The organism is Pigmentiphaga sp. YJ18, from assembly GCF_038066655.1.
GTDB lineage: Bacteria > Pseudomonadota > Gammaproteobacteria > Burkholderiales > Burkholderiaceae_B > Pigmentiphaga.
Window position 1 is genome coordinate 74,389 of the sequence record NZ_JBBUKU010000004.1, and the last position, 15,952, is coordinate 90,340.

Genomic DNA, 15,952 nt, shown 5'->3' on the forward strand with positions numbered 1-15,952 from the left:
ATGGATCCTCAGGCATATTCGCGATAATGCCAGCCCGCGAGCACGGACAGTTTGCCGGCATTCGCACAGGCGCGCGCGAGCCAGTGCGCGCTGCGGTGCAGGCCGGTGGGCAGCGTGACCAGGGCCAGCAGCAGCGCGGCCAGCGCCTGCGCCAGGGCGCGGGCAAAGAACAGCAGCTTGTGCGCGAATCCCGAGCCGCCAAGCTTGCCTTCCAGGAAGTGGCGGGCATAGTCCTGGCCCCCGCGCAAGGCGCGCGCCAGGATCCATTTCAGGCGCAGGCGGGACGGCACCACGTCCTCGGTGGCCACCGCCTCGTCGCTCCAGACGATCCGGGCGCCCTGGCCGACCAGCCGCATCAGCAGGTCGCCGTCCTCGCCGCCGGTCAGCCCGAACGAGGGATCGAACGGCCCCGCCGCCTCCTGGCCGGCCAGCCACCGCGCCGCGATCAGGGCGTTGCCGATGCGCATGACGTTCAGCGGCACGAGCGAGCCCGTCGCCATCCGGGGGCCGTCGTAGAACCCGCCACGCCGGATCCAGGCCGGCGCGTCCGCGGGCACGACCGGCACCACGGGGGCCAGCACGCCATCGGCGGCATGGTCCAGGGCGGCGGCGTACAGCGCCTGCAGCCACGTCGAGCCCACGCGCTCGTCGTCGTCGACGAAGGCCAGCCAGTCCGCGCGCGCATGGGCCACGCAGCGGTTGCGCGTCAGCGAGATGTTCTTTTCCGGCTGGACGTCGTAGACCAGGGGCGCCGGAAACGTCGCCCGGCGCGCTTCGACCACGGCCCGGGCGCTGCCGGCCGGATCGTTGTCCACCACGACCACCTGGACCGGCGCGAGCGTCTGGCCGGCCAGATCGCCCAGCAGCGCGTCCAGGCGCTCGGCGCGCCGATAGGTGGCGATGCAGACCGCGATGCGGGGCGGCTCATTCATGCTGGACTCCGGTGCGGCGGGCCGAGCCGCCGCGGACATAGGCCTTGCCCAGGAACAGCAGCCGCGTGATGCCCCAGCGGTCGAACACGATCTCCAGCAGGATGGGCAGCAGGATGCCGGAGGCCAGGCCGCAGACGAACAGCACCACCGGTTCGTGCACGTTCAAGTGGGTGAGCAGGATGCGGCAGCCGGCGGTGCCGAACACGTGGAACAGGTAGATGGAATAGGAGTAGCCGCCTATGCGCACCAGCGGCTTCCATTGCCAGGCGATCGCATACAGGAAGGCGATGCTGACGGCGGAGTACAACTGCCCCGACAGGGCGTCGGCCGACAGGTGCGGAACGTTCCAGCCGGCCAGGCTGGCCTGGTGCCAGACGAGGCAGACGAGCAGGGCCGCGGCCGCGCAGGGCAGCCAGTAGCGCGGCAGCGAGGCGGGCGCGTCCAGGCCAGGCGTGCGGCGCAGCGCGACGCCCAGCAGGAAGTAGGGCAGCAGGTAGAACGCACCGTTGATCGAGAACGGATTGGCGGCGAACCGGATGTGCGGCAGGACCAGGAAGGCCAGCAGCGTGACCGTCCAGAGCCAGCGGCGATTGCGGCCGGCCCCGGAGACGTCCAGGACGTAGATGACGATGAAGATCAGGAACAGCGCCTGCAGGAACCAGAAGTGGTCATAGGCGTAGAACATGAACCGGAACCACGAGCCATCGTGTTCGACGTTGACTTCGCCGACATGGCGCTGCACGTACTGGTAGATCTGTCCCACCATCAGCAGCGGCAGCAGCAGCCGTCGCACCTTGCCGCGGAAGAAGGGCACGAAATCGCCGGCCTGGGCGGGCCGGCGCATGGCATAGACATAGCCGGACAGAAAGGTGAACAGCGGCATGCGCAGGTACACCAGGCTGTCCGAGAACCACCGCAGCCATGCATCGTCGGGCAGGCGTAGGCCGCGCACGTCGTCGCCGATCACGTGGTAGGCCACCAGCAGGATGCAGGCCAGGCCGCGCAAGGTCTCGATGCGCAGATCGCGTGAGTTCACGGACGGGTCTCCTGTCCGGCGGTGCCTCGGACGATCTCGAACCACGGGCTGGATTGTTCGGGCGCCGCGTACAGGCGCACGCGCACGGCCTGGTCGCCGGCAGCCACCGTGGGCAGGGGCGCCATGCGCCGCCCCGCGCCGTCCAGAGGGTGGACGGCGACCGGGCGGTCCAGCGTGGCGATCTCGAGCTCCAGCGGATGGCGGGCAAGCCAGGTGGGGCCGAGGGTGGCGCGCGGCGCCGACGGACCGGCCGCGCCCGCATCGGGCTCGAGCGTGATCCACCCCGGCTTGCCGGGGTAGGGAATCACGCGCTTGGGACGCGGCGGCTGGGAGCCCGGCTGCCTGCCGGCGGTGGCGCTGCCCACGGTCAGCAGCATGTGGCCGGAATCGGCCAGGGCTTGTCCATCCAGGGGGGTCAGCAGCAGCGACAGCGGGGCCGCGGGACCGGTGGGCCGAACCGAGATGCCCGCCCCGGACAGGCGGCCGGCCAGCGGGCCGAACACTCCCCACGCCTGGGGGGTATCGACGATGACGAGTCCTTGCGCCGGGTCATGGCGCACCTGTCCATCGGGCGTGGCCTGACCGGAAGGCGGAGGAGGCGTCCAGGACGCATCGTCGGCGCCCGGCGCCTGGGCCAGCCGGAACGACCATGCGTGCGGGGGAACGACGGACAGCCGGCGCTCGACGCTGCGTTCGAGCGCGTCAGCCGCGGTCGACTGCGCGATGTCGAGCGCGGCGGATTCGGGCAGGGGAAGATCGAGGCTGCGCGCCAGGGGACGGACGTACGCCGAGCGGAACAGCAGGGCGCTTTGTCCGGCCAGGGCCAGCTTGCCCCAGTCTCCCGCCAGCGAGAAGCGTGTCGGCCCCTCCGGCGGCGGCCATTGGTCCGCGTAGTCGAAGAAGAACAGCCCGTCCCAGTCCTGCAGCGAAGCGAGGGTCGCCATGATGGGGAGTATCGCGGAGCCGCCGGGGTTGGGATAGGGTTGATTGTATTCGCTGACGACGAAGGGCTTGAGGGCGTCGCGCCGCAGCGACAGGGCCAGCAGGCGGGACAGTTCGGACGAGCCCGACGCGCTCGCGGCCGTCATGCGCCAGTCGTCCGCGCGGTCTTGCGCGCCGCCGGCGACGGGGTGGGCGACGTACACGTGCTCGTCCACGTAGTCCATATCCCGCTGCGAGAAGAGATTCATGATGCCGCCGAACGCCATCTGCGTGCCGGTGACGGGCACGCGCGGATCGGTTTCCTCGTGCACCACGCGACGCAGCCGGGCGAAATAGGCCGCGTCGGTGTCGGCCAGGAACTGGACGAAGTCGCGCTTCTTGCGGGGGGGCGCGGCGCGTCCCGGCGCGCGGTCGACGCCCAGGCGCTGAAGCATCCGGTCCACGCGCTGGGCAGCAAGGTCCAGCGGCCCGTCCGGGCCGTCCTCGTCCTCCGGCGCCGGCAGGGCGCCGGCCCAGGCGGCGCCCGGGCAATGGATCCAGGCGCGGCACGCGGCCTCGACCGACCCGTGGCGTTCCACCAGCCATGCCTGCCAGCGGCGTTCCAGTTCGGGAGCATAGTGGCGCTGCCTTGCCTCGGCCCACGCGCCGCGCCGGGTCCACGACCACAGCAGCGAGGCCTCGTTGTTGATCTCCACCATGGCCAGGCCGGGATGGTTTTTCAAGCCCAGGCGCCGGATCAACTGGCGCGCATAGGTCTCCTGACGGTCGACCAGGGCGGAGGCGTACACGTGCAGCGGCGAGGCGATCGAGGTCGAGTCCCGGCCGGCGTCCAGGCGCGGCAGGCCGTCCACCGCGGGCCGGAACCGGTAGCCCACGTGCAGGTTCAGATTCACGTACAGCCCTTCGCGCGTCAGGGCTTCGATCAAGGCCCGCAGCCGGGCCACCGCGTCGGCGTGGAAGCTCGGGTGGGGGCCAGCGGTCAGGATGCCGATGGGCGCGCCGTCGGGGCCGGACGGCAGCGAGTCCAGGTGGTGCAGGCGGACCGCGTTGAATCCCAGCTTGCGCAGCCGCCGCGCCAGTGCGGGAGCCTCGCCGGCGGGCGGGAAGTTGGCGCCGAAGCTCAGGTTGATGCCGAACAGGCGGACCCGGCGGTCGTCTTGCGTGCCCGGGATGCCGTCGGCGCCGACGGCATAGAAGTGGCCCTGCCGGGCGACGAGGCGGTCGGCGCCGGACAGCGGTCGATCGAGGGCGGATTGATCGGGCGCGCCGCCCAGGCGATCCTCGTCGATTGCATAGGGATACGGCGCCGGAGCGGCCTCCCGGGCGGCGGCGGGCGCCGGCGCGAGCGCGCACAGGCCGGCGGCGATCACCCAGGCCCCCAGGCGCGGCGCGGTCATGGCGAGTCCCGCCGGGCAAGCTGGAGCCGCGCCGACACGGTAATGGACGAGAAGACCAACACCATGTTCTGAAGCGAGACGTCCCGCAGGAACTGACTTTCCGAGAAATTGCTGATGACCATCAGCACCAGGATGGACAGATGCAGGGCCGCTTCGTCGCGGTCGACGCGCATCAGCAGGAACAGCGACACCAGGTGCCACAGCAGCAATCCGATGAAAAGCACGAGGCCGACGATGCCGAGCTCGTTCAGCAGGTCGATGTAGCCGTTGTGCCCGTGCGAAGGCATCCAGCCGAACTCGTCCGCGATGAACTGGGCCGGCCCGCCTTCCCCGATCCAGAAGGCGCCGTAGCCGATACCGAAGGTCAGGTGCTGCCGGGCGGCGACCAGCACCAGGCGCCAGATTTCGGTGCGGCCGGTCAGGTCGGGGCTCTTGTTGAGCAGCGTGGCGATCGGCGCGATCACGTCCTGCCACGTGGGCAGGCGCCCGGTCGCGATATAGAAGACGTAGGTGAGTACCAGCAGCAGCGACAGCCCCACCAGGGAGGCGATCAGTCCCGCATGACTGTTCCGCACCCACCGCTGGCGCAGCGCGAGATAGATGGTGATGCCGACCACCGTCACCACCATGGACGTCGTGCTCTTGGACATGAACAGCACGAAGAGGCTGAACAGCGTGGCCGCCACCGTGCGGCCCAGGGGCAGCCGCCGCTCCATGCATTCGCGCAGCCACAGCATCACGCACAGCCCGGCCACCGCGCCCAGCAGGTTCTTCTGCCACATGATGCCGCGCCAGGCGCCATCCAGGAACAAGTCGACGCCGATGTGGGGCAGCGCCACGGCGACAAAAGCGGACACCACGACCAGCGCCGACAGGGTGCCCAGCAGAGCATGGGAGAACTGGCGCGGCGTGGCGATGGGCGGGGAGATGACGATGCCGGTCAGCAGCAGGCCGCCCAGAAGGATGACCCGCTTGATCGTGACGTTGGGCGCCGGCGACCAGGCGATCGAGGCCGCGCAATAGATCAGCAGCAGGATCAGGAACGGATTCATGCGCCGGAAGATGCCCAGCGCCTCGGCGGGATGCCGGTAGGCCAGCCAGCCGGCGGTCAGGAAGATGGTGCCGAACTGGATCTGCCGCAGCAGCGAGCCTTCCGCGATCTGGTGCCCCGCCTCGGGGCCGAGTTCGCCCATCTGGAAGGTCGTCGGCACCAGCGAGCAGATGAAGCAGAGCGCGACCAGCGCGCCGATCAGGAAGTGATCGAGGCGCCGCGCCGAGGCCGGGCCGTCCAACTCATGCACTCCGCGAAAGAAGCCCCGGCTTTCGTCCCGAAGCCCCCCGGGCGCCCGCGAATTCGTTGTAGACCGCGCCGAGGATCTCGACGCCGGCGCTGCGCAACTGGCCCGTGGCGGCGCGCATGGCCTTGAGCGAACTGCGGTGCTGGCGCGCCACGAGCACGCACGAGCCCACCTGGCCCGCGATGATCTGCGCATCGGCGGACAAGGTGGCCGAGGGCGTATCGACGACGAAGGCGTCGATACGCTGGTCGAGTTCGTGCATCAGCTGCCGCAGGGCCGAGGTGCCGAGTATCTCGGTGGGATTGGGTGGACGCGGCCCCCGGTCGATGACCTGCAGCAGCGGGAAGTCGGGCAGGGGCGGGCTGGCCTCGGCATCGGCGCGGCCGGCCAGCATGGTCGACAGCCCCGTGCCCTGTTGCACGCCCAGCAGGCTGGGGCGGTCCGGTCCGCGCATGTCTGCGTCGATGTAGAGCGTGCGCAGGCCGGCCTGGGAAAAGGCGATGGCCAGGCTCGCGGCCAGGTAGCTCTTGCCTTCGCCGTCATCCGGGCTGACCACGGCGAAGGCGATCCGGCGCTGGTCGCCGAAATGCAGCGCCAACTGGGTGCGGATCCGCCGGATGGCCTCGGCCTCGGGGCCGAAGGGCGCGTGGGCGATGGACAGCATCGGCGAGACGCCGGACTGCGGCGAAGCCGAGATCGCGTAGCGGAATTGCTGGGCCAGCACGGTCCGTATCTGTTCCTCGGTCAGCAGGCCAAGCCGGACCGCCGCTTCGCCGAAGCGCAGCCCCTGTTCGGCCTGGACCGCGGCGATGCGCGTCACCTGTTCCGGGGTCAGCAGGCCAGCCTGCTGGAGCAGCTCTCCCAGGCGGCCGTGGTCGTTGGAAATGGGGGGCGTCATGCTTGGGCTCCGATGGTGCCGAGCACGGGCAGCCCGAGATCGTGAGTGACGTCGTCCTCGCAGCGGACGCGGCGGAACGCCAGTTCCAGCGCCAGCGCCAGCATCAGCCCCAGGAGCAGGCCGACGGGCACGCCCAGGGCCATGGACCGCAGCAGGCCGGGGTTGGACGGGGCGCTGGGCGCTTCGGCCTGGCGCAGCACGGTCGCGCCGGGCAGGGTGATGCTGCTGGCCATCAGCAGCGAGTCGTACTTCTGCACGGCGGCGTTGTAGACCTGCTGGGCGCCCGCCAACTGCTGGCGGTAGGACGCCATCCGGTCGCGGTATTGCATCAGGTCGAAGACTTTCTTGCGCTGTTCCTCGATGGCGCCTTGCAGCGAGGCTTCCTGCAGGGCCACGCGGGACGAATCGCTGGCCTGGCGGTCCACCGCCGCGCGCGATTCGCGGGCCAGCTGGCCGCTCAGGTTCTGCTGCTCCTGGCGCAGGCTCTTGACCGTCGGATGGTTGACGCCCAGGGTGGCCTGCACTTCCAGCAGGCGCTGGTTCACGGCGTTCAGGCGGTCCTTCAGGGCGTTGATGACCGGCAGGCTGCCTATCTCGGGGATCTCGTCGGGACGCATGCCGTTCCTGATCATGGCCTGCGTGGTCTGGCGCTGTGCCGCGGCCTGCTGGCGCTGGGCCTGGTATTCGGCCAGTTCGCCCTGCATCTGCCGCAGCCGCTGTTCCTCCAGGCTTTCCGAGTTGGGCAGGTCGATGACGCCGGTCTCGCGCTGGTAGGCGCTGAGCTTTTCCTGGATCGTGTCCACCTGGCCGCGCAACTGCTCCAGCTGCGCGGTGTATTGCTCGGTGCGCGAACGGGCGGCCTGGTTGGCGATTCCCTGGCTCAGCGCGATATAGGCGTCGACCACCGCCTGGGCGTGGATGCGGGCCGATTCCGCGTTCCGGTCGGTGTACGAGACTTCCAGCACCCGGCTGCCGCGCTTGTTGGCAACCTCGGTGTTCTTGATGATCCGGGTGATCAGGCCGTCGCGCGCCCTGGCCTCGCCCACCTTGCCCGCCGCTTCGCGGAAATCGGCGCTCTCGTCCAGGTGCAACTGGTCCACCACCTTCTCGGCGATGGCCCGGCTCTTGAGCATGTCGATCTGGGTCTGGAGGTAGCTGTCGTCGAGCAGCGCGGAGAAGTTGCGGCCGGCGATGGGGTCGTTCTCGCGGTAGTCGACGTAGATGCTGGCCGTGGCCGACCACTTGGAGGCTTGCAGCAGCGAGATCGCCGCCGTCGCGACCAGGCAGGCGGCGGTGACGGCCGCGACCAGGGGCGCGCGGGCCCGCAGCATCGCGGCGATCTGCCGGACGGACAGAAGAGGAGAGGGGGCGGATGGCGAGGTCAAGTGTTTCCCTGGATAGCTGGCGGCCGGAGTGCCTGGCTGGCTCCGGCAAGACGGCTGGCCGCCGAATTGTGCCATCGAAGTCCGGTGGGCGGCATCCGGCGTTTATCCTTGTTTGACGGCATGCGCCGGCTCAGGCCGTTTCCAGCAGCCCATCGAGCTTGCGCGCATCGGCCACGAACGCGCGTATGCCCTCGGCCAGCTTGTCCGTGGCCATCGCGTTCTCGTTCAGCGCGAAGCGGAAATCGGCCTCGCCCAGCGGCGCCCCGGGCGGCACGGTGCTGTCCGGGGGCGTCAATTGCCGGGGCACTCCGCCCTCGGCCGCCTGCAACTGGCCCAGCAGCTCGGGGCTGATGGTCAGCAGGTCGCAGCCGGCCAGCGCCAGGATCTGCCCGGCGTTGCGGAAGCTGGCGCCCATGATCTCGGTCGGGACGCCGGCGCGCTTGTAGTGCTCGTAGATGTGCCGGACCGACTGCACGCCCGGATCGGCGCTGCCGGCATTGGCCGCCTCGTCCCAGGCCGCGTCCTGGTTTTTCTTGTACCAGTCGTAGATGCGGCCGACGAAGGGCGAGATCAGCTGGACGTGTGCCTCGGCGCAGGCGATGGCCTGCTCCAGCGAGAACAGCAAGGTCATGTTGCAGCGCACCCCCTCGCTTTGCAGCAGGCGCGCGGCCTGGATGCCCTCCCAGGTGGAGGCGATCTTGATCAGTACTCGTTCGCGGGGGATGCCGGCGGCCGCGTACAGCGCCATGATGGCGCGGGCGCGCTCGACCGTGGCGCGGGTGTCGAAGGACAGGCGGGCATCGACTTCGGTGGAGACCCGGCCCGGCACGATGTCCAGGATGGCCCGGCCGAAGGCCACCAGCAGGCGATCCATCCGCTCGGCCGTGGAAGCGCCCGCATGGTCCCGCACCACCCGGTCCAGCAGGGGCCGGTATTCGCTCTTCTGTACCGCCTTCAGGATCAGGGACGGGTTGGTCGTGGCGTCGGTGGGACGGAACGCCCGCATGGCTTCGAAGTCGCCCGTGTCGGCGACGACGGCGGAATGCTGGCGCAGGGCTTCGAGCTGATTGGACACGGTTCCTCCGTATAACAGGTTCTATAAGCTATAATTGTAAGGTTTGACGTTCAAATTTCACGTCCTCCCCTTAGCGCGTACCCCGATCCCCGCTGCTGATTCGTACAACCGCGTGCTGCAAGATCATCTTTTGCAGCCGTAGCCGTCGAAGGCCTGGTGCCGCCACACGATTCGCCGTCCCGTGCCCGTTTTTCGGTGTCCGCAGGGCGGCGGCGGTGGCGAGTTGGCACCGCGCCAGGCCCGCGCAGGAAGCTGCGCAAGAATGGCTGACCGGGTTGTGCCGCCCGACACCTTGCGGCGCCTGTTGGCGTACCCTCGGGAGGAGGACTCCATTCGGAGATTCTCTCTTGTTGCCGTCTCTCTTTCCCGAGACTACCCCCGCAATACTGGCGCTTGCCGACGGCACGATCTTTCGTGGCACGTCCATCGGGGCGCCTGGCCATGCAGTGGGCGAGGTCGTGTTCAATACCGCCATCACAGGGTACCAGGAGATCGTTACCGATCCCAGCTACAGCCGCCAGATCGTAACGCTCACCTATCCCCACATCGGCAATACCGGCATCAACGACGAGGACTGCGAGGCCGCCAAGGTCCACGTGGCGGGTCTGGTCGTGCGCGATTATTCGCTGGTCGTGTCGAACTTCCGCTCGCAGCGTTCGCTGTCCGACTATCTCGTCCAGCAGAACGTCGTGGGCATCGCCGGCATCGACACCCGCAAGCTTACCCGTATCCTGCGCGACAAGGGCGCCCAGAACGGCTGCGTGTACGCCGGCGGCGACGAACAGGAAGCGCTGCGCCTGGCGCGCGAGTTCCCCGGCATGTCGGGCCTGGATCTGGCCAAGGTCGTGTCGGTGGACAAGGCCGCCGAGTGGACGGAAGGCATCTGGCGCCTGGGTGCCGGCCACGCGCCCAAGGGCGATGGCCGCTTCCACGTCGTCGCCTATGACTTCGGTGTGAAGTGGAACATCCTGCGCCTGCTGGTGGACCGCGGCTGCCGCGTCACCCTGGTGCCGGCGCAGACCACGGCCGCCGAGGTGCTGGCCCTGAACCCCGACGGCGTGTTCCTGTCGAACGGCCCGGGCGATCCCGAGCCCTGCGACTACGCCATCGAGGCCACCCGCGCCTTCTTCGAGCGCCGCATCCCGGTGTTCGGCATCTGCCTGGGGCACCAGCTCATGGGCCTGGCGCTGAACGCCAAGACGCTGAAGATGAAGCTGGGCCACCACGGCGCCAACCATCCGGTCAAGGACGTCGCCACCGGTCGGGTCTTCATCACCAGCCAGAACCACGGCTTCGCCGTCGATCCCGAGACCCTGCCTGCCAATACGCGCGTCACGCACGTGTCGCTGTTCGATGGTTCGCTGCAGGGCTTCGAGCTGACCGACCGGCCGGCGTTCTGCTTCCAGGGCCACCCCGAGGCCAGCCCGGGGCCCCACGATATCGTTGTGCTGTTCGATCGGTTCGTGCAGCTGATGCAAAACAGCAAAGGATGAACCCACCCCTACGCGCTTCGCGCGCCCCTCGAGGGGCGACGCGGGCGGACCGGCGAAGCCGGATCCGCGGCGTCCCGGATCCGCGACGGCAATTTCAGGCCTCACGCTCTAGCGAAGCACGTTGAACAACAAGGTTGACCGTAACATCATGCCCAAGCGTACAGACATCCATACCATCCTCATCATCGGCGCCGGTCCGATCGTCATCGGCCAGGCGTGCGAGTTCGACTACTCGGGCGCGCAGGCCTGCAAGGCGCTGAAGGCCGAGGGCTACAAGGTGATCCTGGTCAACAGCAACCCGGCCACGATCATGACGGACCCGGAAACGGCCGACGTCACCTACATCGAACCCATCACCTGGCAGGTGGTCGAAAAGATCATCGAGAAAGAGCGCCCCGACGCGCTGCTGCCCACCATGGGCGGGCAGACCGCGCTGAACTGCGCGCTGGACCTCGACAAGCACGGCGTGCTGGCCAAGTACGGCGTGGAGCTGATAGGCGCCAACGCCCACGCGATCGAGAAGGCCGAAGACCGCCAGAAGTTCAAGAACGCGATGACCAGCATCGGCCTGGAGTCGGCCAAGTCGGGCGTCGCGCACACCATGGACGAAGCCTGGGACATGCAGCGCCGCATCGCCGAGCAGACCGGCACCAGCGGCTTTCCGGTCGTGATCCGGCCCAGCTTCACGCTGGGCGGCACGGGCGGCGGCATTGCCTACAACGCCGAGGAATTCGAGACCATCTGCCGCCGCGGCCTGGAGGCCTCGCCCACCAGCGAGCTCCTGATCGAGGAATCGCTGGTCGGCTGGAAGGAATTCGAGATGGAGGTCGTGCGCGACAAGGCCGACAACTGCATCATCGTCTGCTCCATCGAAAACCTGGACCCCATGGGTATCCACACGGGCGACTCGATCACGGTCGCGCCGGCGCAGACGCTGACCGACAAGGAATACCAGCTGATGCGCAACGCCTCGATCGCGGTGCTGCGCGAGATCGGCGTGGACACCGGCGGTTCGAACGTGCAGTTCGCGGTCAACCCGGCCAACGGCCGCATGATCGTGATCGAGATGAACCCGCGCGTGTCGCGGTCGTCGGCGCTGGCCTCGAAGGCCACGGGTTTTCCCATCGCCAAGGTGGCGGCCCGGCTGGCGGTCGGCTATACGCTGGACGAGCTGCGCAACGACATCACCGGCGGCGCGACGCCCGCTTCGTTCGAGCCCACCATCGACTACGTGGTCACCAAGGTGCCGCGTTTCGCGTTCGAGAAATTCCCGCAGACCGATGCCCACCTGACCACGCAGATGAAGTCCGTGGGCGAGGTGATGGCCATCGGCCGTACCTTCCAGGAGTCGTTCCAGAAAGCGCTGCGCGGCCTGGAAGTGGGCGTGGACGGCCTGAACCAGAAGACCACCGACCGCGAGCGCATCGAGGTCGAACTGGGCGAGCCCGGTCCCGAGCGCATCTGGTACGTGGGCGACGCCTTCGCCCAGGGCTTCTCGCTCGAGGAAGTGCAGCAGCTCACCCACATCGATCCGTGGTTCCTGGCGCAGATCAAGGAAATCGTCGACATCGAGCTGGCGCTCGAGAAGAAGACGCTGGCCGATCTCGATCGCGGCACCTTCTGGAAGCTCAAGCGCAAGGGCTTCTCCGACCGCCGCCTGGCCTACCTGCTGGACACCACCGAGACCGAGGTGCGCAAGCTGCGCCACCAGTACGACGTGCGTCCGGTCTACAAGCGCGTCGATACCTGCGCGGCCGAGTTCGCCACGCATACGGCCTACATGTACTCGACCTACGAGGAAGAGTGCGAGGCCAACCCCACCGACAAGAAGAAGATCATCGTCCTGGGCGGCGGACCGAACCGCATCGGCCAGGGCATCGAGTTCGACTACTGCTGCGTGCACGCCGCCATGGCGCTGCGCGAGGACGGGTTCGAGACCATCATGGTCAACTGCAACCCGGAAACCGTGTCGACCGACTACGACACGTCCGACCGGCTGTATTTCGAGCCGCTCACGCTGGAAGACGTGCTCGAGATCGTCGACAAGGAAAAGCCGGTCGGCATGATCGTCCAGTACGGCGGCCAGACCCCGCTGAAGCTGGCCAAGGCGCTGGAAGCCAACGGCGTGCCCATCATCGGCACCAGCCCGGAATCCATCGACATCGCCGAGGACCGCGAGCGCTTCCAGAAGCTGCTGCACAAGCTCGGCCTGCGCCAGCCGCCCAACCGCACGGCGCGCACCGAGGCCGAGGCCCTGGCGCATGCCCAGGACATCGGCTATCCGCTGGTGGTGCGCCCCAGCTACGTGCTGGGCGGCCGCGCGATGGAAATCGTGCACGAGCAGAAGGACCTCGAGCGCTACATGCGCGAGGCGGTCAAGGTCAGCAATGACTCGCCCGTGCTGCTGGACCGTTTCCTGAACGACGCCATCGAAGTCGACGTGGACTGCCTGTCCGACGGCAAGCGCGTCTTCATCGGCGGCGTGATGGAACATATCGAGCAGGCCGGCGTGCATTCGGGCGACTCCGCCTGCTGCCTGCCGCCGTACTCGCTGTCGGCCGAGCTGATCGAGGAAATCAAGCGCCAGACCGGCCTGATGGCTCGCGCGCTGAACGTGGTCGGCCTGATGAACGTGCAGTTCGCGATCCAGCAGGGCACCGTCTACGTGCTGGAAGTGAATCCGCGCGCCTCGCGTACCGCGCCCTACGTCTCGAAGGCGACCTCGCTGCCGCTGGCCAAGATCGGCGCCCGCGCGATGGCCGGCCGCTCGCTCGACGACCAGGGGCTGGGCGAGGAAATCGTGCCCAAGTACTTCTCGGTCAAGGAGGCGGTGTTCCCCTTCGTCAAGTTCCCGGGCGTGGACACCATCCTCGGGCCCGAGATGAAGTCCACCGGCGAAGTGATGGGCGTGGGCGAGAGCTTCGGCGAGGCCTTCGTGAAGTCGCAGCTCGCGGCCAGCGTGCGCCTGCCGGAAAGCGGCACCGCCTTCATCAGCGTCAAGAACGAAGACAAGGGCAAGGTCATCGCGGTTGCGCGCGGCCTGCACGGCCTGGGCTTCTCGCTGGTCGCCACGCGCGGCACGGCGGCCGCCATCGAGGCCGCCGGCATCCCGGTGAAGGTCGTCAACAAGGTCACCGAGGGCCGGCCCAACATCGTCGACATGGTCAAGAACGGCGAAGTCGCGCTGGTGATCAACACCGTGGAAGAGCGCCGCAACGCGATCGCCGATTCGCGGGCCATCCGGACCTCGGCGCTGGCCTCGCGCGTGACCTACTACACGACGGTGGCGGGTGCCTGGGCGGCGGTCGAGGGTATGCAGTACATGCGCCAGGGAGCCGGCCTGCAGGTGTATTCGCTGCAAGAGCTGCACCGCTCGGTGGCCTGACCCCACCGGCGGTGCCTGCCCCGGATCAGAGCCTGGTCTCGGGCGGGCGGGGCTGCTCATCCCCATCCTCGGGGGTGAGCAGCCGGTTCCCCGATGTCCATTTCTGCAGCAGTTGATGAGCGGTCTGGCGGCCCCCCAGCCCGAACGCCAGCGCGCACGCCACCGCCGCGGCGCCCAGGATCAACCCGAAAGCCAGGTTCACGATCTCGTTGGCCAGCCCCATGAAGCGCAGGCCTATGGCCACCGCCAACGCGATGACGGCGTATTTCAGGATCGAGGGCAGCCCGCTCTCGCCGACGGAATCGCCCACGATGCGTGCGACGATGCGTCCCATGATGACGCCTACCAGGATGATGACGCTGCCGAAGACGACCTGGCCGCCCAGTTCGGTGACCTGAGTCAGCATCACCGCCACGGCGTCGAAGGCCAGCAGGCTGGCCGCCTCGACCGCCGCGAACAGCATGATGGCGACCAGGGCGATCAGGGCCGCGACCGACGACGGTTTCGTCGCCGGGCTGAAGGCGCCAAGGCTGCCCAGGGCGCGGTCGAAGCCCAGCGAAGCCAGGGTGCTGGCGACCAGCTGGCGCACCCATTGGGCGATGACGAAGGCAATGGCCAGGAGCAACGCGGCGGCCACCACGCGCGGAATCGCCGCCAGCACGGTCTGGAGCACCGCGACGGCAGGGTCGGCGATCGAGGAAATGCCCAGCGTCTGCAGGGCCGCGATCGACACGGGGATGATGATCAGCGTGAAGACGACGGCGCCGCACACGCGCACCAGCGAGTCCGCGCACTGGCCGTCGCCGGCTGGCTTGTCGGCCGACTGGCACAGGCCCAGCCTGGATCCGATGCGCTCGAAGTTGATCGCTCCCAGGGCCGCCTCGACGATGTTGCGGACGATCTTGGCGAAGATCAGCCCGACGCAGAAGATCAGGGCCGCGCCCACCAGTTGGGGGGCGTAGGCGAAGACCTGGTTGGTCAGGACATGGATGGGGGACATCGCCTGGTCCAGCCCCAGCGGCTGCATGGCGACGATCAGCCCGACCAGCCAGACGATCCAGTAGGCCAGCGTGCCCAGGGAGGTGGCCAGGGTCTCTCCTGAACGATTGGTGGACCGGGTGAGGACGGGTAGGGCGCCTACGCCCCGCACGACGGCCCATTTCACGCCGCGCGCGATGAAATGGGTGGCGACCAGGATGACGATCGCGATCAGAATGCGTGGCCCCCAGATCGTGAACTGATCGCTCACATAGCTCATGCGTGGTGTGTTCTCGAACATGGCAATCCCCCGAGTTGGATGTGACGTGTAGGCAGAAACCGGGAGTCAGGATAGAGCAGGTGGGCGGGGATGTTTTCTTTATTAGGGGTTAACCCTTGGTTTTCAAACGGTAAAGTTTGCCCGAGGGCGCTTGCTTGTTCCCCTGAGTTTTTGGACAATCTACATTGATCGCCCCGGTTCCTGATCGAGCCGGGGTTTTATTTTTCACTTTCGCCATTCCTGGCCGCGCTCACGGTGCGGCGGGCGCCAGCTTGCGCTTTCGTGGGGGTGGGGAAATCCAACAGACGTAAAGGAAGTACACATGGCTGCCATTCCGCTGACCTTGCGCGGGGCCGAGCGCCTGAAGCAGGAGCTGCATCGACTGAAGACGGTGGAACGTCCCGCCGTGATCACCGCGATTGCCGACGCCCGCGCCCAGGGGGACCTGTCCGAGAACGCCGAATACGATGCCGCCAAGGAAAAGCAGGGCTTCATCGAAGGGCGCATCCAGGAACTCGAGGCCAAGCTGTCGAACGCGCAGATCATCGACCCGGTCGAGCTCGACGCGGACGGCCGCATCGTGTTCGGCGCCACGGTCGACCTCGAGGATCTGGAGTCCAGCGAGCGCGTCACCTACCAGGTGGTGGGCGACGACGAGGCCGACATCCGGTCCAACCTGATCTCGGTGTCCAGCCCCATCGCCCGGGCGCTGATCGGCAAGTCGGTCGGCGACGTGGCCGAGGTGCAGGCGCCGTCGGGCGTCCGGGAATACGAGGTTCTGGACGTTCGGTATATCTAGTCCCCCTGATTTGGCACCCCCCCTACGCGCTTGCGCGCGCCCAGAATGGTGGAC

General features: G+C 68.1%; 11 protein-coding genes. 3 read left to right on the forward strand and 8 right to left on the reverse strand.

Features of this window, described 5'->3' with window-relative positions; genetic code table 11:
* Positions 1-8: 8 nt before the first annotated feature.
* The 7 genes from WKR98_RS22685 to tal all read right to left on the reverse strand — a co-directional run bounded on the left by WKR98_RS22685 (position 9) and on the right by tal (position 8,963).
* Entirely contained in the window at positions 9-932 is a 924-nt protein-coding gene (locus tag WKR98_RS22685; RefSeq protein ID WP_341434742.1) for a glycosyltransferase family 2 protein, read from the reverse strand.
* Positions 925-1,968, reverse strand: a complete 1,044-nt coding sequence (locus tag WKR98_RS22690; protein ID WP_341434743.1) for an acyltransferase family protein — start codon at positions 1,966-1,968, stop codon at positions 925-927. The genes WKR98_RS22685 and WKR98_RS22690 overlap by 8 nt, the downstream gene beginning before the upstream one ends.
* Positions 1,965-4,307 (reverse strand): capsular biosynthesis protein, encoded by a 2,343-nt coding sequence (locus WKR98_RS22695; protein ID WP_341434744.1) that lies wholly within the window; start codon positions 4,305-4,307, stop codon positions 1,965-1,967. The genes WKR98_RS22690 and WKR98_RS22695 overlap by 4 nt, the downstream gene beginning before the upstream one ends.
* Entirely contained in the window at positions 4,304-5,599 is a 1,296-nt protein-coding gene (locus WKR98_RS22700; RefSeq protein WP_124690447.1) for an O-antigen ligase family protein, read from the reverse strand. The genes WKR98_RS22695 and WKR98_RS22700 overlap by 4 nt, the downstream gene beginning before the upstream one ends.
* Before the next feature lies 1 nt (position 5,600).
* Entirely contained in the window at positions 5,601-6,503 is a 903-nt protein-coding gene (locus WKR98_RS22705; RefSeq protein WP_124690446.1) for a polysaccharide biosynthesis tyrosine autokinase, read from the reverse strand.
* Positions 6,500-7,888 (reverse strand): GumC family protein, encoded by a 1,389-nt coding sequence (locus WKR98_RS22710; protein ID WP_161567875.1) that lies wholly within the window; start codon positions 7,886-7,888, stop codon positions 6,500-6,502. The genes WKR98_RS22705 and WKR98_RS22710 overlap by 4 nt, the downstream gene beginning before the upstream one ends.
* A gap of 130 nt (positions 7,889-8,018) precedes the next feature.
* Complete coding sequence (gene tal / locus WKR98_RS22715; protein WP_341434745.1) at positions 8,019-8,963, reverse strand: transaldolase; 945 nt, start codon at positions 8,961-8,963, stop codon at positions 8,019-8,021.
* Between the two features lie 347 nt (positions 8,964-9,310).
* Between tal and carA the strand changes: the two genes are divergently transcribed.
* Positions 9,311-10,456, forward strand: a complete 1,146-nt coding sequence (carA, locus tag WKR98_RS22720; RefSeq protein ID WP_124690443.1) for a glutamine-hydrolyzing carbamoyl-phosphate synthase small subunit — start codon at positions 9,311-9,313, stop codon at positions 10,454-10,456.
* 148 nt (positions 10,457-10,604) lie between these two features.
* A complete protein-coding gene (gene carB / locus WKR98_RS22725) occupies positions 10,605-13,841 on the forward strand; it encodes a carbamoyl-phosphate synthase large subunit (RefSeq protein WP_124690442.1) in 3,237 nt (1,078 codons plus the stop codon).
* A 25-nt stretch (positions 13,842-13,866) separates the two neighbouring features.
* Here the strand turns inward: carB and WKR98_RS22730 are convergent, their stop codons facing one another.
* Positions 13,867-15,120 (reverse strand): mechanosensitive ion channel, encoded by a 1,254-nt coding sequence (locus WKR98_RS22730; protein WP_202865550.1) that lies wholly within the window; start codon positions 15,118-15,120, stop codon positions 13,867-13,869.
* Between the two features lie 301 nt (positions 15,121-15,421).
* On the opposite strand from WKR98_RS22730, the gene greA reads away from it, so the two are divergent.
* Entirely contained in the window at positions 15,422-15,898 is a 477-nt protein-coding gene (greA, locus tag WKR98_RS22735) for a transcription elongation factor GreA (protein ID WP_341434746.1), read from the forward strand.
* The last annotated feature ends 54 nt before the right edge of the window (positions 15,899-15,952 follow it).

Bases quoted from the DNA above. Each gene is read 5' to 3' on its own strand.
- WKR98_RS22685 (WP_341434742.1), bottom strand. From the start codon at position 932: ATGAATGAGCCGCCCCGCATCGCGGTCTGCATCGCCACCTATCGGCGC.
- WKR98_RS22695 (WP_341434744.1), bottom strand. From the start codon at position 4,307: ATGACCGCGCCGCGCCTGGGGGCCTGGGTGATCGCCGCCGGCCTGTGC.
- WKR98_RS22705 (WP_124690446.1), bottom strand. From the start codon at position 6,503: ATGACGCCCCCCATTTCCAACGACCACGGCCGCCTGGGAGAGCTGCTC.
- carB (WP_124690442.1), top strand. From the start codon at position 10,605: ATGCCCAAGCGTACAGACATCCATACCATCCTCATCATCGGCGCCGGT.
- WKR98_RS22730 (WP_202865550.1), bottom strand. From the start codon at position 15,120: ATGTTCGAGAACACACCACGCATGAGCTATGTGAGCGATCAGTTCACG.
- greA (WP_341434746.1), top strand. From the start codon at position 15,422: ATGGCTGCCATTCCGCTGACCTTGCGCGGGGCCGAGCGCCTGAAGCAG.